19 protein-coding genes are annotated in these 24,352 nt (G+C 67.7%); 7 read left to right on the top strand and 12 right to left on the bottom strand.

Annotated elements, in window-relative coordinates; all coding sequences use genetic code 11:
- Nucleotides 1–40 precede the first annotated feature (40 nt).
- The gene (locus C7I55_RS06375; protein ID WP_199192744.1) at nt 41–286 is read left to right on the top strand and encodes a hypothetical protein; all 246 of its coding nucleotides are present in this window, start codon (nt 41–43) and stop codon (nt 284–286) included.
- 8 nt (nt 287–294) lie between these two features.
- Here the strand turns inward: C7I55_RS06375 and C7I55_RS27700 are convergent, their stop codons facing one another.
- The 6 genes from C7I55_RS27700 to C7I55_RS06400 all read right to left on the bottom strand — a co-directional run bounded on the left by C7I55_RS27700 (nt 295) and on the right by C7I55_RS06400 (nt 12,788).
- Nucleotides 295–2,178, bottom strand: coding sequence for a ShlB/FhaC/HecB family hemolysin secretion/activation protein (locus C7I55_RS27700; RefSeq protein ID WP_146150941.1), 1,884 nt, complete (start codon nt 2,176–2,178; stop codon nt 295–297).
- Nucleotides 2,175–5,426 carry a two-partner secretion domain-containing protein gene (locus C7I55_RS06380; protein ID WP_158266307.1) on the bottom strand — a complete coding sequence of 1,084 codons (3,252 nt, stop codon included), beginning with the start codon at nt 5,424–5,426 and terminating at the stop codon, nt 2,175–2,177. The genes C7I55_RS27700 and C7I55_RS06380 overlap by 4 nt, the downstream gene beginning before the upstream one ends.
- Entirely contained in the window at nt 5,423–7,777 is a 2,355-nt protein-coding gene (locus C7I55_RS06385; protein WP_158266308.1) for a CHAT domain-containing protein, read from the bottom strand. The genes C7I55_RS06380 and C7I55_RS06385 overlap by 4 nt, the downstream gene beginning before the upstream one ends.
- A 152-nt stretch (nt 7,778–7,929) precedes the next feature.
- Complete coding sequence (locus C7I55_RS06390) at nt 7,930–9,438, bottom strand: aldehyde dehydrogenase family protein (protein WP_106512055.1); 1,509 nt, start codon at nt 9,436–9,438, stop codon at nt 7,930–7,932.
- A gap of 45 nt (nt 9,439–9,483) precedes the next feature.
- A complete protein-coding gene (locus tag C7I55_RS06395; RefSeq protein WP_106512056.1) occupies nt 9,484–11,955 on the bottom strand; it encodes an ABC transporter permease in 2,472 nt (823 codons plus the stop codon).
- A 149-nt stretch (nt 11,956–12,104) separates the two neighbouring features.
- Nucleotides 12,105–12,788, bottom strand: a complete 684-nt coding sequence (locus tag C7I55_RS06400; protein WP_106512057.1) for an ABC transporter ATP-binding protein — start codon at nt 12,786–12,788, stop codon at nt 12,105–12,107.
- Nucleotides 12,789–12,806: 18 nt separating this feature from the next.
- On the opposite strand from C7I55_RS06400, the gene C7I55_RS06405 reads away from it, so the two are divergent.
- Nucleotides 12,807–13,463, top strand: a complete 657-nt coding sequence (locus C7I55_RS06405; protein WP_106512058.1) for an arylesterase — start codon at nt 12,807–12,809, stop codon at nt 13,461–13,463.
- Between the two features lie 48 nt (nt 13,464–13,511).
- The gene (locus tag C7I55_RS06410) at nt 13,512–15,110 is read left to right on the top strand and encodes an AMP-binding protein (protein ID WP_106512059.1); all 1,599 of its coding nucleotides are present in this window, start codon (nt 13,512–13,514) and stop codon (nt 15,108–15,110) included.
- Here the strand turns inward: C7I55_RS06410 and phoU are convergent.
- The 6 genes from phoU to C7I55_RS06440 all read right to left on the bottom strand — a co-directional run bounded on the left by phoU (nt 15,103) and on the right by C7I55_RS06440 (nt 21,671).
- Complete coding sequence (phoU, locus tag C7I55_RS06415; protein WP_106512060.1) at nt 15,103–15,804, bottom strand: phosphate signaling complex protein PhoU; 702 nt, start codon at nt 15,802–15,804, stop codon at nt 15,103–15,105. The two genes, C7I55_RS06410 and phoU, sit on opposite strands and share 8 nt — an antisense overlap.
- Nucleotides 15,805–15,815: 11 nt before the next feature.
- Complete coding sequence (gene pstB / locus C7I55_RS06420) at nt 15,816–16,613, bottom strand: phosphate ABC transporter ATP-binding protein PstB (protein ID WP_408640586.1); 798 nt, start codon at nt 16,611–16,613, stop codon at nt 15,816–15,818.
- A gap of 14 nt (nt 16,614–16,627) precedes the next feature.
- On the bottom strand, nt 16,628–17,857 hold the full coding sequence (gene pstA, locus C7I55_RS06425; RefSeq protein WP_233222078.1) for a phosphate ABC transporter permease PstA: 1,230 nt from the start codon (nt 17,855–17,857) through the stop codon (nt 16,628–16,630).
- Nucleotides 17,850–19,238 carry a phosphate ABC transporter permease subunit PstC gene (pstC, locus tag C7I55_RS06430; protein ID WP_106512061.1) on the bottom strand — a complete coding sequence of 463 codons (1,389 nt, stop codon included), beginning with the start codon at nt 19,236–19,238 and terminating at the stop codon, nt 17,850–17,852. The genes pstA and pstC overlap by 8 nt, the downstream gene beginning before the upstream one ends.
- Before the next feature lie 83 nt (nt 19,239–19,321).
- Nucleotides 19,322–20,365 (bottom strand): substrate-binding domain-containing protein, encoded by a 1,044-nt coding sequence (locus C7I55_RS06435; protein ID WP_233222079.1) that lies wholly within the window; start codon nt 20,363–20,365, stop codon nt 19,322–19,324.
- 88 nt (nt 20,366–20,453) lie between these two features.
- On the bottom strand, nt 20,454–21,671 hold the full coding sequence (locus tag C7I55_RS06440) for an ATP-binding protein (protein ID WP_106512063.1): 1,218 nt from the start codon (nt 21,669–21,671) through the stop codon (nt 20,454–20,456).
- Nucleotides 21,672–21,805: 134 nt separating this feature from the next.
- On the opposite strand from C7I55_RS06440, the gene C7I55_RS06445 reads away from it, so the two are divergent.
- The 4 genes from C7I55_RS06445 (at nt 21,806) to C7I55_RS06460 (ending at nt 24,266) form a co-directional block, all read left to right on the top strand.
- Nucleotides 21,806–23,329 carry a porin gene (locus C7I55_RS06445; RefSeq protein ID WP_106512064.1) on the top strand — a complete coding sequence of 508 codons (1,524 nt, stop codon included), beginning with the start codon at nt 21,806–21,808 and terminating at the stop codon, nt 23,327–23,329.
- A 17-nt stretch (nt 23,330–23,346) separates the two neighbouring features.
- Nucleotides 23,347–23,535 (top strand): hypothetical protein, encoded by a 189-nt coding sequence (locus C7I55_RS06450; protein WP_106512065.1) that lies wholly within the window; start codon nt 23,347–23,349, stop codon nt 23,533–23,535.
- A gap of 103 nt (nt 23,536–23,638) precedes the next feature.
- Entirely contained in the window at nt 23,639–23,914 is a 276-nt protein-coding gene (locus C7I55_RS28055; RefSeq protein WP_233222080.1) for an acyl carrier protein, read from the top strand.
- 31 nt (nt 23,915–23,945) lie between these two features.
- Nucleotides 23,946–24,266 (top strand): hypothetical protein, encoded by a 321-nt coding sequence (locus C7I55_RS06460; protein ID WP_106512067.1) that lies wholly within the window; start codon nt 23,946–23,948, stop codon nt 24,264–24,266.
- The last annotated feature ends 86 nt before the right edge of the window (nt 24,267–24,352 follow it).

Here is a 24,352-nt window from a genome sequence, read left to right on the forward strand (position 1 = left end):
GGGACTATCGTCGCCGCGTTTCACCAGGGATTTGCTTCACATGCGCCTCGTTGCCGCCGCCTTGCTCGCCTTCAGCCTCACCGGGTGCGTCGCCAGGACGGCGCTCGACATCGTCACTCTGCCGGTCAAAGTGGTCGGCAGCGGCGTCGATGCGGTCACCACCAGCCAGTCGGAAGCGGATCAGAATCGCGGGCGCAAGATCCGCAAGCGCGAGGAATGCGAAGGGCGCGAAATGCGCCGCGCCGAGAAGCAGGATCGCGAGCCCGATTACTCGCGCTGCGACTGATCCTTCCCTTATCCGCCGATCAGGCGCAGCGGCTGCACCGATATTCGAAAATGCCAGCCTTGGTCCTGCAGATCCTTTGATCCGGAACGGGGTACATCGCGCAGGGCCTCGCCACGTGCGACCGACAGCGTGATCGCGTCCGAAGGCGTCCAGCTCAGGCCGGCGCCGAGGCCGGCGATAAAGCTGCGCGGTGGCTGCGGCGCCGCCTGATTGTCTGCGTAGGCCGCGTCTGCGAACAGCAAGGCGGTGAAAGCGCCCCAGGCAAATCGCTTGCCGTCAGCCGCCTGGCCGGCAAGGTCGAAGCTCCAGGCGAGCTCGGCGGAGCCGATCGCGCCCTGGTCGACGAGGAACGAATTCTCGCGATAGCCGCGCACCGTCCCCTGGCCGCCGATCGATAGCCGCTCGCCCGAATAAAGGATTCCGCTCGCTATCTGTCCCGCAAGCCGGGCACGAAGCTCGAGACCCGGCGGGCCGAGCCTGCGGGCATAATTGGCCTGCACGAGGCCGGCGAGGAAATGCGCATCGGGATTGAGGATGCCGGGGAGGTCCGATCGGGTGCCGCCGAGCCCCATGCTTGCGGTCGCGGAGACCGCCAGGACCTGCTTCACGCCGCGGACGACGTAGTCGCCGGTGAGCCGCACGACGCCGTAGCGGCTGCGCCCGTCCTTCGATCCCGGCGCGAACGAGAATGGCTCGCCGAACAGGAAGCTGCGCTGGCTGCGATAGCCGAAGAGCAGGCCGGCGGAGAGGGTGCGGGACGGAGACCAGCGGCCAGGCACGGCACCGGGCGCGAGCGGCTCTTCGACGAAACGATGGACGAAGCCCCCTTCGACCGCGCGATCCTCGGCACGGATATCGAGCGGGAGGAGCGGGCGATCGATCACCGCCGCGTCGTTGTAGCTGCCGCGCACCGTCAGGCTCGTGCGCGGCGACAGGAACGGCGTCGCGTAACTGATCTGGGCATCCTCCACGCCTTCGGTATAGCCGATCTCGGCGCTGACCAGATCGCCGCTGGTGAAGGCGTTGCGCAGATAGCCGGCGGCGGAAAGCCGGTCGCTGCCGACCGCCGGCGAGCGGTCGTTCGCGTAACCAAGACTGATGTCGCCGCGCCGCTCCGGTTCGACCAGCACATGGAGGCTCGCTTCGCCGGGCCGCGCACCCGGGCGGAGGTCCGCGTTGATCGTCCGGATGCCGGCACTTTCTGCCAGCAACCGGAAATCCCGCTCGATCGCGAAGGCGCTGAGCGGCGCGCCCTGCGCGGACGGGAAGCGGCGGCGCACATACTCTCCGCCGAGACCCTTGTCCTTGCCGCCGGCGAATTCGACGCTGATCGCCTCGCGGTCCGGATCGGGCGGAACGAGGCGGCCCTCGATCAGCCGCAGCTCCAATATGCCATCGGCGATCCGCGACCTCTCCGAAACGAGCAGCCCCGAATTGACGAAGCCGGCGGTGACCAGGGCGCGGTTGAGCAGTTGCACCAGCGCGATTGCAGACGAGATGCGGCCGTCGCGATCAGGGAGGCCGTTCTGTGCGAACTGCCGCTCGATCCATGCGGCGCCGAGGGGCTCCCCGCGGCGATGATCGAGGCGCAGCCCGGCGGTGTCGGCCGCCGGCGGCTGCCAGTGTCGAGGGGGTATCCCGCCGCCGCTCGACGCCTCGGCCGCAACCGCGATCCGGCGGATCCGGTGCGAGTCCGCCGCGGCCGACGGAGGCGTGAGGCGGCTCGCCGGTGGCACCAGCGGCAGGCTCTTGGGCGCGGTCCAGTCGGGCAGGGGCGGCGGCTCGGCCTGGGGACCGGTGCGCTCACGCACGGCTTCAGGGCCCGTCTGCGCCTGGGCAAGCCCCGCCGGCGCAAGGCCTAGGACGAGCCCGCCGAAGCGGGCGAGGCTCATCGGCATGGTGCCTGCCCGGGTGTCGGCACCGTGCCGCTCGGCGTGCCTGCGGCATAGGGCCCGGTCGGCCGGATCGAGAGCTGGCTGAGCGCGCCGCTGGCGCGCACGGCTGGGCATTGGCCGCGCAGGATTGCCGAGGCATCGATCAGGGACAGATCGGGCGAGACGGTTCCGGCGCTGACGTCGTAAATGGCATTGTCGAACTGAAGATCTCCGTCGACTTCGACGCGGTTGAGGCGGTCGGCCGAGGCGATGAAATACTTGCTCGAAATGAGCACGTTCGCCCCGCCGCTTTGACCGAGCGCAAGGATGTCGCCGCCGTGCGACACCACGGCGAACGGACTGGCGATGACGATCAGCCCGCCCGTGCCGGGGCCGGAGGATGTTTCGAGGACGCCTGGTGCCGTGACGCCGCGCAGGATGAGGAACCCGTCGGACGGCATGTCGAGCAGGATGTTGCCGGCGGACCCATTGGCGGAATTGGTGGAGATGCGACCCCCTTCGGCAAGCGTGATGTTGCGGCCGCTGACGAGCACGCTTCCGGCCGGGCCTTCGAAGTCGCTCTCATTCTCGCTCGAAATCTCGGATCCCGCTCCGGAGACGAGCAGGTTCGTCGCCTCGATGACGACATTGCCCGCCGGGTTCGGGTTAGAAAGCGACGTGGTGACGATCGACCGTTCCAGAATTGCGAAGTCGCCGGTCTTGATGTCGATGTTGCCACCCGCGCCCGTGGCGAGCTCGAGCGCCTTCGAGCTGATCGCGCTGCCGTCCGACATCCGGATTGCGCCGGCCTCGATCGTGACGTCTCCCGCAGCACCCGCGCCGAGGGTGTTGGTGCCGATGCCGGCGTTGCGCAGGGTCAAGGTGCCGGCCACCTTGACGTCGACTGTTCCCGAATCCCCGCCTTCGATCGCCTCGGAGCTGATCCCGCTCCGGAACATGTCGAGCGCGGCGACATCGACGGTCACGGCCCCGGCGTCGCCGGAGCCGAATGCGTCCGAATTGATCGATGCATCGGTGAGGCTCGCCGTCCCACCCTGCAGGCTCACCGATCCGGCGTGCCCCACGCCGAGCGTCAGCGACGAAATGCTCGAGCGGCCGGCCATTGCGAGGCGCCCGACGCTCACTGCAACATTGCCTCCGTCGCCCTCACCGCGCGCGTCGGAGGTAATCGCGCTCAACGTCTCCATCGAAAGCCTGTCGGCCTTGACGCTCACGTCGCCGCCGTTGCCGGTGGCGGTCTGCGCGCCGTCGGCGGAAATGAAACCGAGGCTCATGTCGATGGTGCGGGCGGTGACGGTGACGCCGCCACCCTTTCCGGTGCCGCTGACGTCGGCGGAGATGCCGCCGTCGTTGAGGGTCAGCTCGTTCCCCACCGCGATATCGAGGCTGCCACCGTCTCCGCTGCCGAGCGCGTCCGACGAGATCCGGCTTTGCCCGGCGATGCGCAGATCGCCGGCGGTCAGCGAAACGCCGCCGGCCTCGCCGCTGCCATATGTGTCCGAGCTCAACGTGGCACCGTCGTCGAGAGAAACCGATCGTGAGGCTTCGATCGACACCAGCCCGCCATCGCCCTCGCCCAGGGCTTCGGAGCCGATCGCGCTGGCGACGAGCTCCACCTGCGGCGCTTCGATCAGGATTCCGCCCGCCGCGCCGCGGCCCAGCGTGTTGGAAGCGATCCTGGCGCCGTTCTCGAGGCGCAGGCGATCACGGAGCTCGATCGCCACCACCAGGGCTTCACCGTCCCCGGAGGCGCTGGCGAGAATGCTGCTGCGGTCGAGCAGCAGCGCCCCGCCGCCGATCAGCACGCCGCCCGAATCGCCCGACGCATAGGCATTCGAAGTGACATAGGATGCGTCGTGGAGGGCAAGGGTTCCCGGTACCGTCAGCTCGACCAGCCCGCCGACGCCGGTGTTATAGGAATCGGAGGTGATGTAGGATCGGACGAGCGTCGCGTCGCCCGCCTCCACCGCCGCGCCGCCCGCATCGCCGTCCCCCAGCGCGTCGGCCGAAATGTAGCTGTCGGTGAGATCGAGGCGCGGCGTCTGGACCAGGACGGCGCCGCTGTCGCCGGAGCCGTTGGAGTCCGTCGAGATCCACGAGAAATCGTCGAAGCGGATGGCGCGCGTGGCAGCAAGTTGAACGATCCCGGCATCGCCGCTGCCGAATGCCTCGGAGACGATGCCGCCGTTCGCAAGCCGGATTTCCTCTCCGGCAAGAGAGATCGTGCCCGGCGCACCGACTTCGCTGCTGCGCGAGGCAACCACCGAGCCGCCAAGCAGTTCGATGCTCCGGGCGGTGATGGTGATGTCGCCTGCCGAGGTCCCATCATTGCCCGTCGTCATGATGTTGGAAGCGCCGTTCAGCGCCAGCGTGTCGGCCAACAGTCCTATTGCGCCGCCTTGCGCCGCGGGCGACGAGTAAGCTGACAGGGCGCTGCTCTCGAGCGACACCGCCCCGCCGGCGACCGAGATCGATCCGTCGGCGCGGGCGGCGGCGGTCGTGATCAGAAAGGAATTCTCCAGGATGACGGCTCCGGTGCCGACCGAGCCGCCCTCGAGCCGGGCAATCCCCGCGTCGGTTCCGGCCGCATGGAGGCGAAAGCCGCCGCCGGTCAGCGTCGCGTCGCGGATGTGGATCTCGGAAGCGTCCAGCGACAGCGTCGAGTCGTCGGGCAGCAGCGCTGCATTGGTTCCGTCGACCAGGATCACGCCTTCGCTGCCGAGGAATCCGAACGCCTCCGGCGCTGCGACCGACAGGGTGGATCCCGCCGGCGTGGTGACGGCAAATGCAGAGCCGTCGGAGAAATGCAATGTGCCGGCGGTTGAGAAATGTGCGGCGGCCGGGACGTTCAGCTGTGCCTCGGGGCCGAAGATCACGCCGGCCGGGTTGAGAAAGTAGAAATCGGCGCTGGGCAGCGCGCTGCTGTCGAGCGTCCCGAACAGGCGCGAGGGAGCGCCGCCGGTCACCCGATTGACCACGTTCGAAATCGCGCCCGGATCTCCGGCGCTGAACGTCCACCGCGCAGCGTCTCCGGCGGCGAGATCGAATTGGGCGAAGCTGTGGAACAGGTTCGTTCCCGCCACCCGGCCACCGTCGATGGTCGTCACATTGCCGTTGGTCGCGACTTGGGTGCCGAGCGTGGAGGATGCGGTCTGATCCGGATCGATGACCGTTGCGGGAGGCGCCTGCGCGACCGAAGCGCCGGCGCAGCCGAGCAGCAGGGCCGCAAGCAGGCGGGGGGTCACCGCCACGCCCCCAGCAAGGTGAAGGCGGCCCAGATGTGGGGGCGAGCCTGCGCGCCGCCGCCGCGGATCATCGCCAGCTGGGCGTCGCGCAAGGCGTCCGATCGGGAGCGCCCGCTGCCGTAAGCGGCGTAAAATCGGCGCATCAATTCTCCGGTGCCGGAATCGTCGACCTGCCAAAGCGAGGCGAGGGCGCTGACCGCGCCGGCCTGAACCGCCGCTCCGGCGAGACCCATGCTGGCTTCGTCGTCGCCGACCGCGGTCTCGCAGGCGCTGAGCACAAGCAGATCCAGCGATTCGCCCCGCTTGTGATTGCCGCCGATGATGTCGCGCAGCTCCCGCAGTCGAATCAGTTCGCCGTTGGCGACGATGAAGGCGCGGTCCGATCGGCCGTCGAACGACGCGTGGGTGGCGAGATGGAGAATGTCGACGTCTCCCGAACCCATCGCCTGCACCAGATCGGCGCGTTTGAAATTGGCGAGGTGCTCGCCGGGCGCACCGTTGGCGGCGGCGATGTCGGCTTCCGCGGCCGTGCTGGCCAGCGCCGCGAACGAACCGGCCGGGAGGCGCACCCTGTGCTGGAGCGAGGCCGCGACGATGCGGGCCGGCCGGCGTCCGCGGATCTCGCCGGGCTGGAGATAGGCGAGCGCCGGCGCGACGACGACCCGGGTCCGCTCGGCAAGAAAGCGGCCGTCGGCGTCGACGAGGGCCGCGAAGGGCAAAGCGCGCAGCGGCCCGTCGGGAATGATGGCGATTACCGATCCGGCCCCGAGCTGATCCTCGATCGGTGCGATCAGCAATTGGTAGAGCCGCCGTGCCGGTGCCCGCCATGCCTCGTCGTCGCCATAGGTGGTGGACAATACCATCGCTTCGACCAGCCGGCCGACCGCATCCCGGTTGGCGCTGCGATCCGGTGCCAGCCTGCGAAAGGTGCGGGCGCCGCCCGGCTGGTCACCCGAAAGGATGAGCAATTCGATGCGATCGGGAAGCAGCAGCGGGTAGAGTACGATCTCTCCGGCGGCGAGATCCTGCGGCTTCAGTGCGTCGCGCGGCGGCAGGCATTCGCTGCCGACGGCATTTTGCAACTCGGCCTGGCGCGAGGCTTCGACGATGATCTGCGCGGCTTCGATGCGGGCGGGGTCCCCGCCGGCAAGGGCGACGTCGGCCGCCTGTTCGAAGACGTCGCGCATGTACAGAGCGAAGGTCGATTCCTCGGTCAGCGGATCGAGGCGCGGCAGCAGCGGCCGCAGAGTCTCGAGCGCTGCCAGTGCCGCGGCGCTGTACCGCTCACGATTCACCGGATCCGCGGCCGCGAGCAGCAGATACAGGCCCGGCACCCGCGCGGGGAGCGGACGGCGGCTTTCCAGCAGTAGCGCCTGCTCAGCGAGCGTGATGGCACGCGCCGGCTCACCTTGTGCAAAGGCAAGCCGCGCCTCGATTTCGGCGGCAAAGGCGAGTGCGTCCGAATCCGGTTGCTGGCTCTCGCGCATCGCGGCGATACCGCGCTCCACCGCCCCGGCCTCGGTGCCGCCGAGCTCGATCACGACGGCAAGCAGCCGCCCCATCACCTCGCCGCGGAGCGCCGGCGCGGTAATCGCGCCGGCCGCCGGCATCGTCCGAAGCGCCGCTTCGATCCCCGCCTTGCGCATCGCTTCGCGATCCTCCGCCGGGCTGCGGCTGAGCGTGAGCCAGAAGCGCGCGAGCCGCAGGCCGGCCAGGCTCGACAGCGTCGCGTCGCCGTTGCGAAGCGCGCGGGCGGCGGCACATTGCAGCGCGATCATCGACAGATAGGCGTTGGTGGTTCTCGCCAGGTTGCGGTCCGAAAGATCCCCGCAACTGTCGATTTCGCTTCGCTCCGCCGCCGCCAGTTCGGCGGCGGTGACCTCGCCGCCCCCACGCGGCAGACTCGCCTCATCGCTGCTGCCGCGGGTCGTACCCGATCCCGGGCCGGCAAGCGCGACCAGCCCAAGCCGATAAGCCGCCAGCGCCGAAAGGTCCGGAGCCTCGGCGCCGGCGGCGCGGAAGGCGGTGGTCAGGAACGCCTGTGCCTGTGCCTGGCTGCCGTCGGGCGAGCGCCGCATCGTCTCGCCGGCCGCGGCGCAATAGAGCGCCAGGCTGCGGCGGGTCGGGCGCCCGGCGCCGTTCGCCTCGATGTCGAGGGTGCGAACGGCCTGGTCAAGCGAGGAGCCGTCGCCGATGCGAAGGTGCTGCTCGACCTGCTCCGCCGCCGACACCAGGGCTTGCTCCGGCGGAAACGCGGGCCGTGCGACAGTGGCGGCGCACAGGTCATCGGCGGTGGCGGCCATTGCCGGTGCGGACAGCGCCACTCCGGCAAGGCCGAGCGCAAACCGCATCAGTCGACCGGCCCATCCTCCGGTCGTCAGCGCATCTCGGCGATCGTGGACTCGCGCGCGAATAGAAGCCTCCCCCAAAGGCGAGGCCATCGTGCCTCACCGCAGAAAGCGCCGCAACCAGCCAATTGCGACCGTCTCCCGCGGCGAGACGGTCAAAGCATGATGCCGACGGTCTTGAGCTCGGTATAGGCTTCGATGCCGATCCGTCCGCCCTCGCGGCCGAGGCCGGATTGCTTGACTCCGCCGAACGGCATCGAGCTATCCGCCGCCGAGGTGCAATTGCCCCACACCATGCCGCTCTTCAGCTTGGCGGCAAGGCGGTGCATCGCCGAAAGGTCGCGGGTCCAGATGCTGGCGGAGAGGCCGTACACGGTGTCGTTCGCAGCCTTGGCGACTTCGTCGAGATCGTCGAAGCGCTGGGCGGCGAGGACGGGACCGAAAATCTCCTCGCGCACCACCTTCATCTCGGGCGTGACGTCGACGAGCACGGTCGGGTTGACGAACCAGCCGTCTCCACCGGGCGTGTCGCCGCCGACGAGCACCGAGGCGCCTTCCCGCCGGCCAGAGTCGATATAGCCGAGCACGCGCTCATGCTGCTCCGCCGAGACCAGTGGGCCCATCCTCGTGCCGGGCGCAAGGCTCGGGCCGACCGTCCAGCCGGCGGCATCTTTCGCGACCGCCTCGATCAGCCGATCGAAGATGCTGCGATGGGCGAACAGGCGCGATCCGGCGATGCAGACCTGCCCGGCATTGGAAAAGATCGCCCGCGCGGCGCCGTTCGCGGCCTGCCCGATGTCGACGTCCGGCAGCACGATCACCGGCGACTTGCCGCCGAGCTCCAGCGTGACCCGCTTCAGCGTGTCGACGGCGGCGCGGCTGATCAGCTTGCCGACATGGGTCGAGCCGGTGAAGCCGATCTTGTCGACGTCGGGATGGCGCACCATGCGATCGCCGGCGGTCTCGCCATAGCCGGTGACGATGTTGATCACACCCGCCGGAATTCCGGACTGCACGATCAGGTCGGCAAGCCGCAACACGGTCAGCGGCGTCTGCTCGGCGGGCTTCAGCACCATCGTACAGCCGGCGGCGAGCGCCGGCGCGATCTTCTGCACCGCCATCATCAGCGGATAATTCCACGGCACGATCTGGGCGCAGACTCCGACCGGCTCGCGGCGGATGTAGGCGTGGACGGCGCCCGACGGGAAATTGGCTGGATCGAGATGCTCGCCGGTCAGCCGCGTCGCCCAGCCCGCCATGTAGCGCAGGGTCGAGACCGACCGGGGAATGTCGTACCCGGCGCTCGACGCCAGCGGCTTGCCGTTGTCGATCGATTCCAACTCGGCGAGTTCCGCGGCATGCTGCTCGATGAGATCGGCCAGGCCGTGGATCAGCCGCTCGCGCTGATACGGCGACAGCCCCGTCCAGCGGCCGTCGTCGAACGCCCGGCGGGCCGCGGCGACCGCACGGTCGATGTCGTCCGCGGTAGCATCGGCGATCGTCGCGATCTCCCGCCCCGTCGAGGGGTCATGGACGGCGATGGTCGCGTCGCCGGTCGACGCGGTCCACTCCCCATCGATGAACAAAGCCGGCGCGCGGGCGAGGAGCCTTTGGGCGCTTTCGGAATATGCCGGCTGGGCGGCGGTGCGGAGCGTCTCGTTCATCCCGCGCCTTTACACGCTCCGGCGCGCGAGGCGAAGGGGGGGTGATCAGAGGCTGCGCAATGCCCGTGCCGGACGTGCCGCAAGTGCCGGAAGCGATCCGAGAAGCCCGAGCACCAGGGTCACCAAGGCGCCGGCACCCAGCGTTCCGGCGACGATCGCCCAGTCGGGAGTCCATTCGAGCTCCAGCACTTCGACCACGACATACCAGCCGGCGCCGGTGCCGATCGCGAAGGCGATGACGCTGACGATCAGCGCCAGCGCCGCAAATTCGAGTGCCTGGGCGGCGAGGATGCGCGGGCGGGTCGCGCCGAGCAGCTTGAGGATGACGCTGTCATAGGTGCGGGCGCGCCGGCTGGCGGCAAGCGCGCCGACCAGGACTGCGATCCCGGCAAGGATCGCGACCGAGGCAGCAGCGCGGACCGCCACCGACAATTGGCCGAGCATGTCGGCGACAGTTTCGACCACGTCCTTGACCCGGATCGCCGAGACGGTCGGGAACTGGCGCGAGACTGCATTGGCGAACGGCCTTTCCTCCGCCGCAGGCATCGACAGGGTCGCCATGAAGCTGTGCGGCGCGCTCTCGAGCGCACCGGGCGAGAAGACGATGATGAAGTTGAAGCCCATCGTGTCCCAGTTGATCTCGCGCAGCGACGCGATCTTCGCCTCGATGTCGCGGCCGAGGATCGAGACGGTCATGCTGTCGCCGAGCTTGAGCCCCACCGAGCGCGCCGCCTCGACGTCGAGCGAGACGAGGGGCGGTCCCTGATAATCACGCGGCCACCATCGCCCCGAGACGATCCGCGAGCCTTCCGGAAGATCGGCGGCGTAGGTGAGCCCGCGGTCGCCGCGCAGGAACCAGGCTTCCGGCGGCAGATCGGTCATGTCGGCGACTCGCTTGCCTGCGACCGCGACGACCGCGCCGCGCAGCGACGGGATGGTGACGAGGTCGCCGCGCGGCGCGGCGCGTTCGGCCATGGTGCGGAAGCGGCCGACCTCCTCCGAGGGGATGTCGAGCATGAAGAAGCTCGGCGCCTTGGCCGGGATGGTCGATCGGATCTGTCCCGAAAGCGCGCTTTCGATCACGGCCAGAGTCGTGAAGAGGGTCAGGCCGAGGCCGAGTGCAACCACCAGCCGCCCTGTCTGTGCGCCGGGCCGGTGGAGGTTCGACAGGGCAAGCCGGAGCAACGGATTGCGCGGCCGCGGCAGCTTCGAGGCGAGCCAGCGTATCGCGCTGCCGAGCAGCACGAGCAGCAGCAGCAGGCCGAGCGCCGCACCGACGAAGCCGGCGGCAAAGCCGGGCTCGCGGGCGGTGCCGATGGCAAGCCCGGCGATCGCGGCTGCGGCAAGCGCCGCGCCGGCGATCGAGAGCCAGCCGGGCCGCCGCAGCGGCTCGAGGCTGCCCCGGAACAGGCTCGCAGCCGGCACTGTCCGGGCGCGGGCGAGCGGCACCAGCGCGAAGACCAGGGCGATGAGCAGGCCGTAACCGGCGCTCGCCAGCAGTGGCAGCGGGTACAAGGAGAGTGTCGGCGGCACCGGCAAGGCGTCGCCGGCGATCTGCAGCACCACGGCCGGAACGAGCGCGCCTGCGGCGAGGCCGGCGACGATCGCCACCGCCGCGACGACGGCGATCTCGATCAGGTAGGACAGGAAGATCGTGCCGCTCGATGCGCCGAGCAATTTCAGCGTCGCGATCGTGCCGCGTTTCTGATCGAGCCACGAGGTGACTCCGTTGCCGACGCCGATGCCGGCGACGATCAGCGCGGTTAGCCCGACCAAAGTGAGGAACTGCCCTAGCCGCTCGATGAACCGGCGGGTGCCGGGGGCGCCGTTGGAACGGTCCTGGACCTGGAAGCCGCCATCCTTGAACCGGTCGGCAAGCCGCTTGGCCACGGTCTCCGGGTCGGCGCCGGGCGGCAGACGGAGACGGTAGGCGCTGGTGAACAGGCTGCCGGGCTGAACGAGGCCGGTCGCCTTGAGCCCGTCGCGGTCGACCAGCGCGGTCGACCCGAGGGTGAAGCCCTGGCCGACGCGGTCCGGCTCCTCGGCGATGAAGCCGACAACGATCAGGCTCGCCTCGCCGATGCGAATCCGGTCGCCGGTGCGGACGGAGAGGCGATCGCCCAATTCTTCCCCGATCGCGACCTGGTTGCCGTGCGGGCGCGCAGCGATCGCGCCGGGCTGAAGGCGAAAATTGCCGAACAGGGGATAGGCCGCATCGACGCCCTTGAGCTCGACGAGGACGCTCTCGGTGCCGTCGAGACGTGCCGCCATTGCCCGCATCCGGGTGATCTGGCTGAGCTGCCCGGCACCGGAAAATGCGCGAATCTCCTCCGCCGTCGCCTCGCGTCCGCCGACGCTCAGCTGAACGTCACCACCGAGAATCTCCTGCCCGCGATCGGCGAGTGCGGTGACGATCGCCGCCGACAGCGAGCCGACGCCGGCAAGCGCCGCAACGCCGAGGAACAGGCACACGGCGAGCAGCCGCAGCCCGGCCAGCCCGCCGCGCAGATCCCGCAATGCAAGGCGAAGTGCAACGAATCCTCCACGGGACGAGGAGGGGGACTGCGCGGGGCGCGGTAGAGGGGCTGCGCCGGATTCCGTGCCGGCCCCACCGCCATGCTGCGCACCGTCCCCCTCGCTGTCCTGGGGAGGATCCGAGCGCAAGGTCACTGGCTGTCCCTCGCGATCCGTCCGTCCTGCATCTCCAGAACGCGTTCGCAGCGTTCGGCGAGGGTCGGATCGTGGGTGATCACGAGCAGGGTCGCCGCGGTCTCGCGCTGGCGGTCGAAGAGCAGATCGAGGATGGCATGGCCGGTGGCCGCGTCGAGATTGCCGGTCGGCTCGTCGGCGAACAGGAGCTGCGGCCGCGGCGCCATCGCGCGGGCGATCGCCACGCGCTGCTGCTCCCCGCCGGAGAGCTGGGCCGGATAATGGGTGACGCGGTGGCCCAGTCCGACCGATTCCAGCTCCGCCCGTGCGGTTTCGAACGCGTCGGCGCGGCCGGCAAGCTCCAGCGGCACCGCGACATTTTCGAGCGCGGTCATCGTCGGCAGCAGGTGGAACGCCTGAAGGACGATGCCGATCCGGCCTTGGCGCGCCTTGGCGAGGCCGTCCTCACCCAATCGGGTGAAGTCTTCGCCGGCGATCCTGATCGTCCCACCGGTTGCGCGTTCCAGGCCGGAAAGCACTGCCATCAAAGAAGATTTTCCGCTTCCGGAGGGTCCGAGCAGTGCAACGCTTTGCCCGCTCGGGACTTGAAGGCCGATGCCGCGCAGGATTTCGACCCGGCCCGCGCCGGAGCCGAGCGACAGCGTGACATTCGAAGCGTCGATAACGTAGGAGCCGGTCATGTTGGGGAGAAAAATCCGATGTCGTTACGCTTCGCATATGGTGTGCTGTCGCGGCTTGTCTACGCGCTGCTGCTGATGAGCGCCGGAATAGCGACCGAAGCTGCGGCGCGGGACGTTCATGTTCTCGCGTTCGGCGACAGCCTGACGGCCGGTTACGGCCTGCCCGCGGGCCAGGGTTTCGCACCGCAGCTCGAGGACGCTTTGCGCCGCAACGGCGTGCGCGCCTTTGTCACCAATGCCGGGGTTTCGGGCAACACCGCCGGTCAGGGCCGGGCGCGGCTCGCATGGACGCTCGACGGTCTCAAGCAGAAGCCGGATCTGGCGATCGTCGCGCTCGGGGCAAATGACATGCTGCGCGGCCTGTCGCCGCGGCAGACGCGCGAGGATCTCGACGCGATCCTGGCCGAGTTCAAGCGTCGCAACATTCCGGTGCTGGTCGCCGGCATGCTGGCCCCGCCCAACCTCGGTGCGCAATTCCGGCGCGATTACGACACGATCTTCCCCGATCTCGCCCGCAAATACGGCGCCCCGCTCTATCCCTTTTTCCTCGCCGGCGTCGCCGGCGATGCCGCGCTCAACCTGCCGGACCGGGTCCACCCCAATTTCCAGGGCATCAAGCGGGTGGTCGGCGGGATCACGCCGGCCGTGCTGAAGGCGCTCGGCGCCGCCAAGTAGGCCTGTCCTCCGGCCTGCATTCGCGATAGCCTCCCCGCCGGAGGGGAGATGGCGGAAGAGCCGGTCCAGGATGTGTTTCTCGGCTGCGGCCTCGCGGACGTGTCGCTGCGCGGTGCCGACCGCGCTGCGCGTGCCGTTGCTGCCGACGTCCCGGATCTGATCCGCAAGCGTGCGTCGCTTGCCCCTGCCGACGTGGCGCTGGAGGAGATCGAATCCGGTCGGGCGCTGACTTATGGCGCGCTCGATACGCGCGCCGCCAGGGTGGCCGGCTTGCTTGCCGCACGGGGCATTCGGGCCGGCGATCGGGTGGCGACCCTCTGCCGCAATCGCATCGCCTTTTTCGAATTGCTGTTCGCCTGCGCCAAGCTCGGCGCCATCCTGGTGCCGCTCAACTGGCGGATGCCGCCGCCCGAACTCGATCTGTTGCTCGCGGATTGTGCGCCGCGCCTGCTGTTCCACGATGCCGAGGGCGCCGGGCCGGTTGCGGGTCTTCGCCACGCGCCGGACGGGATCTGCCTGGACAGCGAGTATGAGGCGGCCGTCGCGGCGGTGTCCGAACTCGACCTGCGCGATTCCTGGCCGAGCGAGAGCATCTGGTATCTGATCTACACGTCGGGCACGACGGGAACGCCGAAAGCCGTGATCTACACCTACGGCATGGCAGTCGCCAACTTCGTCAACATCGGCACTGCGATCGACATTGCCGGCAGCGACCGCACCGTCAATTTCCTGCCCAATTTCCACACCGCCGGTATTAATCTCCACAGCTTGCCGACGCTGATCCAGGGCGGCCGCGTGCTGATCCTGCCCACCTTCGACGCCGAGCAGATCGTACGATTGCTCGAGGCCGAGCGGATCGACACCTTCTTCGCCGTCCCGACCGTCTATCAGGCCTTGCTCGATCATCCCCGCTTTGCGGCGGTGCCGCTGGGACGGGTGCGACATTGGGGCTGTGGCGGTGCGCCGCTACCGGACAGGATTGCGCTGCGCTGCCGGGATCTCGGCCTGCGTCTGTGCAACGGCATGGGGATGACGGAGACCGGGCCGACGGCATTGCTGTCCTCGCCCGCCGAAGCCTGGGAGCGGATCGGGAGCGTCGGCAGGCCGCAATTGCTGGTCCGCACCCGCATCGTCGATGCCGACGGCAACGACGTCGCGGACGGGCAGGTCGGCGAATTGCTGTTCGCCGGACCTGCGGTCACCCCCGGCTACTGGAACGATGCCGTCGCAACGCGCGCAGCCTTCACCGTGGACGGCTGGCTCCGGTCGGGCGATCTCGCGCGGCGCGATGCCGACGGCTTCTTCCACATCGCCGGGCGGCGGAAAGAGATGTTCATCTCCGGGGGCGAGAATGTCTTTCCGGCCGAGATAGAGAGCGTGCTCGCGCTGCATCCGACGATCGCCGAGGCGGCGGTGGTGCCGGTCCCGCACGAACTCTGGGGCGAGGTCGGGATCGCCTTCGTCCTCCTCGCCGCGGGTGCAGTCGCGCCGGCGAAGAGCGAACTCGACGACCACTGTCGGGCGCGGCTGGCCGGTTACAAGGTCCCGAAGAGCTTTATCTTCGTCGCAGACTTCCCGCGAACCGCCGCGGGCAAGGTGCAGAAGCACCTGCTGCGGGCACAGGGAGCCCCGCCGGGGATCAGCTGAGCCCGACCGGATCCTCGCCACGCTCGCGCTCACCGAGATGGGTACCGGTGGCCGCGAAATAGACCATCTCCGCGACATTGGTGGCGTGATCGCCGATCCGCTCCAGATTCTTGGCCACGAACAGAAGATGGGTGGCGGCCGTGATGTTCTGCGGATCCTCCATCATGAAGGTCAGCAGGGTGCGGAACAGGCTGTTGTAGAAATCGTCGACCGCACGGTCGCGCTCGCACACCTCCACCGCCTTTTTCGAATCGCGCTGGACGAAGGCGTCGAGCACCATGTGGACCATCTCGCCGGTGATCCGCGCCATTTCGGGCAGCAGCGACAAGGGGCGGAGCTCGGAGCTGCCCTCGATCGCGTGGACACGCTTGGCGATGTTCTTGGCGTAATCGCCGATCCGCTCGACAAGGCCGGCGATCTTCAGCGCCGCCACCACTTCACGCAGATCGTCCGCCATCGGGGCGCGCAGCGCGATGATCTGGACGGCCAGGCGCTCGACCTCGACCTCGAGCGCATCGAGCTTCGCGTCATTCTCGATCACGATCCGGGCGGCATCGGGATCGCGGCGGACCAGCGCGCGCATTGAATCCGCGATCGCGGCTTCGGCGAGGCCGCCCATCTCGGCGATGTTCGCGCGCAGCTGGTTGAGGTCCTGATCGAACGCCTTGATCGTGTGACCGGTCGTCGTGGCCATTCAAACTCTCCTCAGCCGTAGCGGCCGGTGATGTAATCCTTGGTCCGCTCGACCCGAGGATTGGTGAAGATCTCCGACGTCTCGCCATATTCGACGAGGTTGCCGAGGTGGAAAAAGGCGGTGCGCTGCGAAACGCGCGCCGCCTGCTGCATGTTGTGGGTCACGATGACGATCGCGTAGCGGCCGCGCAGCTCGTGGATCAGCTCCTCGATCTTGGCGGTGGCGATCGGATCGAGCGCCGAGCACGGCTCGTCCATCAGGATCACCTCGGGCTCGACCGCGATTGCGCGGGCGATGCACAGGCGCTGCTGCTGGCCGCCCGAAAGCGCGGTGCCGCTCTCCTGCAGGCGGTCCTTGACTTCCTCCCAAAGGCCGGCACGCTTCAGCGACTGCTCCACGATCGCGTCCATCTCCGATCGCCCGGCGGCGAGGCCGTGGATGCGCGGCCCGTAGGCGACATTTTCGTAGATCGATTTCGGGAACGGGTTCGGCTTCTGGAACACCATGCCGACGCGGGCGCGGAGCTGCACGACATCCATCGAGGGCGCGTAGATATTCTCGCCGTCGAGCTCGATCGCGCCGTCCACCCGGGCATTGGCGATCGTGTCGTTCATCCGGTTGAGGGTGCGCAGGAAGGTCGACTTCCCGCAGCCCGACGGGCCGATGAAGGCGGTGACATGTTCCTGGCTGACGTCGATCGACACGCAGTCGATCGCCTTTTTCGCGCCGTAATAGACGCTGACGTCGCGCGCCGTCATCTTGGGCGCGGCATCGTTGGAGAGGCGAGTCTCCGCGGTCATGGTCTGCATATCGTTCATCTCTGTCACCAGCGGCGTTCGAACTTGTTGCGGAGGTAGATGGCGAGGCCGTTCATCGCCAGCAAGAACACCAGCAGGACGATGATCGCTGCGGACGTCTTCTCGACGAAACCGCGGCTGACCTCGTCCGACCAGAGGAAGATCTGGACCGGAAGCACGCTTGCCGGCGCGGCGATGCCGGCCGGCGGCGTGGCGATGAAGGCGCGCATGCCGATCATCAGCAACGGCGCGGTCTCCCCGAGTGCGCGGGCCATGCCGATGATGGTGCCGGTGAGAATTCCCGGCAGTGCGAGCGGCAGCACGTGGTGGAAGACCACCTGGACCTTGCTCGCGCCGATGCCGAGCGCCGCGTCGCGGATCGACGGCGGCACCGATTTGATCGCATTGCGGCCGGCGATCACGATCACCGGCATCGTCATCAGCGCCAGCGTGAGGCCGCCGACGATCGGCGCCGAGCGCGGCAGATGCAGGGTGTTGAGGAAGACGGCGAGGCCGAGCAGACCGAAGATGATCGACGGCACCGCGGCCAGGTTGTTGATCGAGACTTCGACGAAATCGGTCCAGCGGTTCCGCTTGGCATATTCCTCGAGATACACGGCGGAGAGAACGCCGATCGGGAAGGCGAGCGCAAGCGTGACGATCATCGTCAGCAGCGAACCCTTGAATGCGCCCCAGATGCCGACCGAAGCCGGATCCGTCGCGTCCGCCGAGACCAGGAAATCGGTGTTGAACGAGGTGCGCAGGACGTCACGTTGGTCGAGCCGGGAGACGATCGCTTCCGATCCTGCGTCGCCATTGCCCTTGTAGGCGGTGTCGACGTTGGTTGCCGCCGCAAGCCACAACGTCTCCTTGCGCTGGAGCAGCGAGGGATCCCGCTCGATCGCCCTTTCCACCCGGGTCCAGGCGGAGTCCGACAACAGCCGCGCGCCGTCCGGGCCGAACTGCGCGTCCGCCGCCGCCGCGACCGCGCCCTCGATCTCGCCACCGGTGCTGGATGCCAGCAGGCCGGTGCGCGGAAAATCGAGGTCGAGCCGGATCTCGGTCTGGCGGAAGCCACCGGCGCCCTTGCCGATCATGGTCACCAGCAAGAAGGCGAGAAAGGCAGCGGAGATCAGGATCGCGCCCAGGCCGAGCCAGCGGAAGCGGCGCTCGGCGGCGTAACGACGGCGGATCCGTCGCTGCATCGCATTGCCCTTCCAGTCGGTCGGGGCGCGCGGAGACGCGGTCTCACTCATAGGCTTCGCGATACTTTTTGACGACGCGCAGGGCGACGATGTTGAGGAGCAGGGTGACGATGAACAGCACCAGGCCGAGCGCAAAGGCGGCAAGCGTCTTGGCGCTGTCGAATTCCTGATCGCCGGTCAGCAGCTGGACGATCTGAGTGGTGACCGTGGTCACGCTGGCAAAGGGATTGGCGGTGAGATTGGCGGCGAGGCCGGCGGCCATCACCACGATCATCGTCTCGCCGATCGCGCGGCTGACCGCGAGCAGCACGCCGCCGACGATCCCCGGCAAGGCGGCGGGAACGATGACCTTGCGGATCGTCTCCGACGTCGTGGCGCCCATCGCCAGCGATCCGTCGCGCATCGCCTGCGGTACCGCCGTGATCGAATCGTCGGCCATCGACGACACGAACGGAATGATCATGATGCCCATCACCAAGCCGGCGGCCAGCGCGCTCTCGGATGTCGCGCTCGCAATCCCGATCGCCTTGCCGAAATCCCGAATCAGCGGGGCGACGGTCAGAGCGGCGAAATAGCCGTAGACGACGGTCGGAACGCCCGCGAGCATCTCGAGCAGCGGCTTCATCCACTTGCGCACCGCGGGCTTGGCATATTGGGTGAGATAGATGGCGCTCATCAGGCCGAGCGGGATCGCGACGATCATCGCGATGATCGCGCCGATGAAGATCGTGCCCCAGAACAGCGGGATCGCGCCGAAGCCGCCGGACGAGCCGGCCTGATCGGCCCGGATCGCGATTTGCGGGCTCCAATGGGTTCCGAACAGGAATTCCAGCGGATTGACCAGCGAGAAGAAGCGGACCGATTCGAACAGCAGGGAGGCGATGATCCCCGCCGTGGTTACGATCGCGATCGTCGATGCGCCCAGAAGGGCGGCCATGACGAGGCGTTCGACCTTGGTGCGGGCGCGGAAATGCGGGGAGACGCGGGTGAAGGCGAAGGCGCCGCCGGCGAAGGCGAGCAGCAGCGCGACCACCGCCCCGATCATCCGGTACCGGCCAAGCGCGCTCTTGTAGACGGTCGCGATCTCGCTCGATTGCGGGTTGAAGCCGCCGGGACGGTCGCCTTCGGCGATCTCCCGCGCCTCGCGGAGAATTGCCATTCGCTGCATCTCGAACGGCGGCAGGCTGGATGCTGCGGGGCTCGACATCACCTCCTCGGAGACCAGATTGCCCGAGACCGGGGTCCAGATCGCGATAAAGAGCAGGGCCGGAAGGGCCGCCCAGAGCGCAACGTACCAGCCATGGTAATTGGGCAGCGAGTGCGCACGCTGGCCCCCGGCGACGCGCCGGAAGGCCATCGCCCGTGCGCGTGCCATCAGCCAGCCGAGCGCGGCCAGACCGAGGACGATCAGGAAAAGAGCGAGCGACGACACCTTCGAACGCGGTCCTTCTTAACGAGCATCTGCGGAAAGGCGGCTAGCGCCTTTCCGCGACAGAGATGCGACAGTGGCGCGACTTACTTGAGCTCGGCGCCATTCAGCGGCGTCAGCTGGGTGGCCGCCTGCACGGCCTTTGCCTGCACGTCGGCGGGGGACGGGATCAGCCCACGACGTTCGAGATAGCCGCCCTTGGCCCAGGCGCGGCTATATTCGGCGAGGAACTCCTTCATGCCTGGGACGGCGTTCACATGCTCGCCCTTGGCGTAGAGATAGACCTGCCGGGCACCGGGGTAGGTGAGGCTGGAAATGGTCTCGGCGGTCGGCGCGGTGCCGTTCAGCGGAATGCCGCGGACCTTGTCGGTATTCTCCTCCAGGAACGAATAACCGAGAACGCCGATTGCACCCGGATCCTGGGTGACCTTCTGGACGAGCAAATTGTCGTTCTCGCCGGCATCGACCCAGGCGCCGTCCTCGCGCACCTTGGTGCACAGATCCTTGTGCTTGTCCTTGTCGCTGTCCTTGAGTGCCTTCATCGCGGGATCGCTCTCGCAGCCTTTCTCCAGGATCAGCTCTGCGAAGCTGTCGCGGGTGCCCGACGTGCTCGGCGGACCGAAGACCCGGATCGGCACGGCCGGCAGCGACGCATTGACGTCCTTCCAGGTCTTGGCCGTGTTCGGCTTGCCGAACGGATTGGCGGCGACGGCCTTGTAGACGTCGGCGGTGGTGAGCTGGAAGCCGGGCGCGTTGTTCGCTTCGATGAGGGCAAGACCGTCGATGCCGACCGGAACCTCGATGATCGTCTTGACGCCGTTCTTGGCGCAATCGTCGAACTCGGATTTCTTGATCCGCCGCGATGCGTTGGTCATGTCCGGGAAGGTGTCGCCGACGCCTGCGCAGAACAATTTCATGCCCGCGCCCGTGCCGGTCGATTCGACGATCGCGCTCATTCCCTGGTTGGCGCGCTGAAACTGCTCGGAAACCGCAGTCGTGAACGGATAGACGGTCGAGGAGCCGACGATCTGCAGCTGCTGTCCGCCGCCGCTACCGCCGCTCGATCCATTGCCGCCGCAGGCCGCGACTGCCAGTGCCGCGAGTGACGCTGCGATAAACCGCTTGTTCAAGTGAACCTCCCATACGTGCCCCCCAACCGGGACCTGTGGCCTGACTAGGCCTCTTCGGAGAGTCTCCTGTGACACTTGCATGACACTTTCATGACATGATCTGCCCGTCCGCCGGAGGCCGCGGCAACAACACGTGCACGGACGTACCTTCGCCCAGCATGCTGCGAATGTCGAGACGACCGCGATGGCGCCAGACGATATGTTTGACGATCGCGAGGCCCAGTCCGGTCCCCCCCTGGGCGCGGCTGCGGCTGGCATTGACCCTGTAGAAGCGCTCGGTGAGGCGGGGCAGGTAGGCCGGGTCGATCCCTTCGCCGCGATCGGTGACGATCATCCGCACCATCTCGCGCGCGTCCTCGAAGGTGACGGTGATGGGCGTGTCCGGATTGCCGTATTTCACGGCATTGACGACGAGGTTGCGGATGAGTTGAAGCAACTGGCCGTGGTCGCCCGCAACGATCGTGCCATGGCTCATGTTCTCGATCTCGAGGCGATTGCCATGCTCCGCCAGAAGTGCGCCGCAGCCCGAGCGCACTTCCTCGACCAGCGGCACGAGGTCGAGCGGTTCCGTCGGCGGGCGGAACCGCTCCGCCTCGATTCGGGACAGTGACATCAGATCGTCGATCAGCGTCTGCATGCGCTTGCCCTCGGCGTCCATGATTCCGAGGAAGCGCTCGCGCAAATCCTTGTCGCCGCCGGCCGTCTCGTCCCGCAAGGTCTCGATGAAGCCGAGCACGGTGGCGAGCGGCGTCCGCAGCTCGTGGCTGGCGTTGGCGACGAAATCCACGCGCATCTTCTCGGCCGCCACCGCTTCGCTGCGATCGGCGAGGCGCACGAGTCGAAGTCCGCTCGGCAGGTTGGCGATCGTCATCAGCCAGCGCCGGTCCGCTTCGCCGAGGCCGGTCACCTCGATCTGCTCGACAGTCTCGCCGCGATTCGCCGCCAGGCGCTCCAGCACTGCGGGATGGCGGACGGCCAGCCGGACATCCTGGCCTTCTACCCACTCGCCGAACAGCTGACGCGCGGCTGGATTGGCCACCAGCACGCGTCCGTTCTGCAGAAGGATCATCGGCTCCGGCAGCGGCTGGACGATCTCGCGGGCAAGACGCTCGACATCCTCCGCGCCGGCTTCCGGCGCACGGATCGGATCGGGGAAGAAATAGGCGTTCCAGCAGATCAAAACGGCGACTGCACCCGCAAGCACGCCCAGCAGAGCCGCGCCGACAGGCAAGTCGACACTTTGGGATGCTAGAAGGGCAACCGCAATGACGGCCGCGGCAGCGGAAAGGCGAAGGGGAAAGCGCATCGGCGCCCTCCTAGCGTGCTGCGTCGCACCGTACAAAGCGTAGCGACCGTCATATTAGTGTCATCATCCCGTCTTCGAACCGCAATTCGACTGTCTTATCGCTGTCCGAAAGCCCTGCAGAACAGGAGACGTGCATGCTCAGGAAGATCTTCGTCGCCGGCCTTCTTGCCACCGCCGTTACGTCTCCGGCCCGTGCGCAGGGCGGCGGAGGGGTGGCAGCGATCGAGGCGGAGCTCGCCGCCATGCGCGCAAAGATCGCGCAGCTCGAAGCGGAGGTGTCGGCTCTCAAGTCGGCACAATCCGGCCAGAGTGCGGCAGCCTTGGCCGCGCCTGCCGCGCAGCCTCCAGCCGCTGCCGAGGCCGTGGCGACGAACGTTGCGCCGGCGCCCGAGTCGCCGACCTGGCGGGGGGCGCCGCAATTCGCCGACAAGAACGGGTTCAGCTTCAAGCCGAGAGGCTTCCTCCAGTTCGATGCCGGCCATGTCTCCACGCCCGGACCGGAATATGCAGGCACGGTGGGTGGGTTGAACTACAACAATCTCGGATGGAACAGCCGCGGACGAAGGATCGTCGTCGGCGTTCAGGGAACGCTGCCCGGCGGCTTTGCCTATAATGCCGAATTCAACTTCGCCCAGGCCCAGGTCGATTATGAGGACATCATCATCACCTATCAGCGGCCGAAATCGCCACTGCTGGTGACGATCGGCAACTTCTTCCCCTATTCCGGTCTCGACTCGGTGACGAGCTCGCGTGTCACCAGCCTGCTGGAACGCGCCTCTGCGACGGACGCGTTCAGCTTCAACCGACGCCTCGGTGTCGGCATCGCCTATCTCGATCCGAAGAACGATTCCTACCTGCTCACCGCCGGTATTTTCGGGCAGGAGATCAACAACAGCAATGTCGCCCGGACGGGCTGGCAGGCGAGTGCCCGTGCCGTCTATTCTCCGAAGATCGGAGATGACACACGGCTCCACCTCGGCGCCAACTTCCAGCATCGCGTGGCCCAGCAGGACGCGCAGAACGTGCAATACCGGGTTCGTCCCCTGACTCAACTGACCGATCAGCGGTTCATCGACACCGGTGCGATCGCTGCCGATGGCGACGATATCTTCGGGCTGGAATTCGCTGCGATCAGCGGCCCGTTTCACGTTACGGCGGAGGCGCAGCGTGTCTGGGTAAGGGGCTTCCGGCCGGGGCGTACCTTCGGGCCCAATGACGGCGCAGGCAATGGGCTTTTCTATTCCGGCGATCCGGTGTTCGGCTCCGCCTACGGCGAGATCGGCTTCTACTTCACCGGGGAAAGCCGCGGTTATCGCGGCGGGCGCTGGGACCGGGTCAAGGTCAAGCGTCCCTTCGACAAGGGCGGCTGGGGCGCGCTTCAGGCCAATTTCCGGGTCGAGCATATCGATCTCAGCGACCGCGCCGACGGCGCCACCCTGCTGGCACCGGATTTCGTCAACGGCGGACGCCAGCTCGCTTATGCCGGAAGTCTCATCTGGAACCCGACCGATTATCTGCGGTTCATGGCGCAATATACGCACATCGCCTACGAAGGGGGCCCGCGGGCAGCGACGGTGGTGCCCGGCTCGGCGGACCCGCTGGACGAACGCAGCTTCGACGTGGACACGTTCGGTGTGCGTGCCCAGGTGGATTTCTGAACGAGAGGCGAGACGCCATGGCCGACGAACCCGAAGACCTGCCGCTCCACGCCGAAGCGCAGGCGCGCGCGAAATGGCGTGGCGGCGAGACGATCATCGCCAAGGGCGAGGAAGAGGGGCTGCCGGCCAGCGAAGTCGACAATGCCGCGGAGGAGGCAAAGGCGGACAGCAGCGCCGGCAGGGCGGACCTTCTGCCGCCGGATTGACGGCGCACGAAGGAGGCGGGGCGAAGATTTCACCTCGACCGACTCCCTGTCCCTCTGCAACGCTCCAGCCTCCGCATATCCGCTGCCCGAGGCCTTTTCTTTGTTGGACGAGACACTTGCCCGCGCCCTTGTCGCAGACCATCTCGGCGTCGCGCCGGCGATGGTCGTCGACGCGGCCTCGCTCGTCGATCTCGGCGCCGATCCGCTCGATGTGCTCGCGCTCGTGCTAAGATTGGAAAAGGCGTTCGGCATCGGCATCAGCGATGCGCAGGCCGACGGCTGCCGCACTGTCGCCGATCTCTTGCAGGTCCTCAGGCTGTCCCTGAACTGCAAGACGGAGGCTGTAAGCGCGGGCGTTCCGGCTGGAGCCCGCGTCTAGTGCGGGTCAGAAGAAGAGACTCTGGAGTACCATGCTTTTCGAGAATGATAACGAGGCCGAAGCCGCACTTCGTGAGGGCATCGCCAGGAAACGCTGCGTGTCCGCAGTGTACAACAAGCGCACTGTGATCGTCGCGCCGCACCAGATGTTCGAGCGCCACGGCGATCTGTTCATCCGCGCGGTCACCGTCGAGATCGACGGCCAGAAGCCGAAGGAAGCCAAGCTCGGCACGTTCAAGCTTGCCGGCTTGAAGGACGTCGAAATCACGCGCAAACTGTTCCGGCCGCAGGCGGATCTGCTCGCGGCGGCCGAGCCGCACGTCGCCGACAACGTGCTCACGGCCGTCAGTTGATCGGAGCAGGGCACAACTCCGCGTCGCGGGCGTATGGATGGAATGCCGTGGGTAAACGGCCATAAGTCAGCGGAGACAATCTCGAT

It is taken from the genome of Allosphingosinicella deserti, from assembly GCF_003012735.1.
Lineage (GTDB): Bacteria > Pseudomonadota > Alphaproteobacteria > Sphingomonadales > Sphingomonadaceae > Allosphingosinicella > Allosphingosinicella deserti.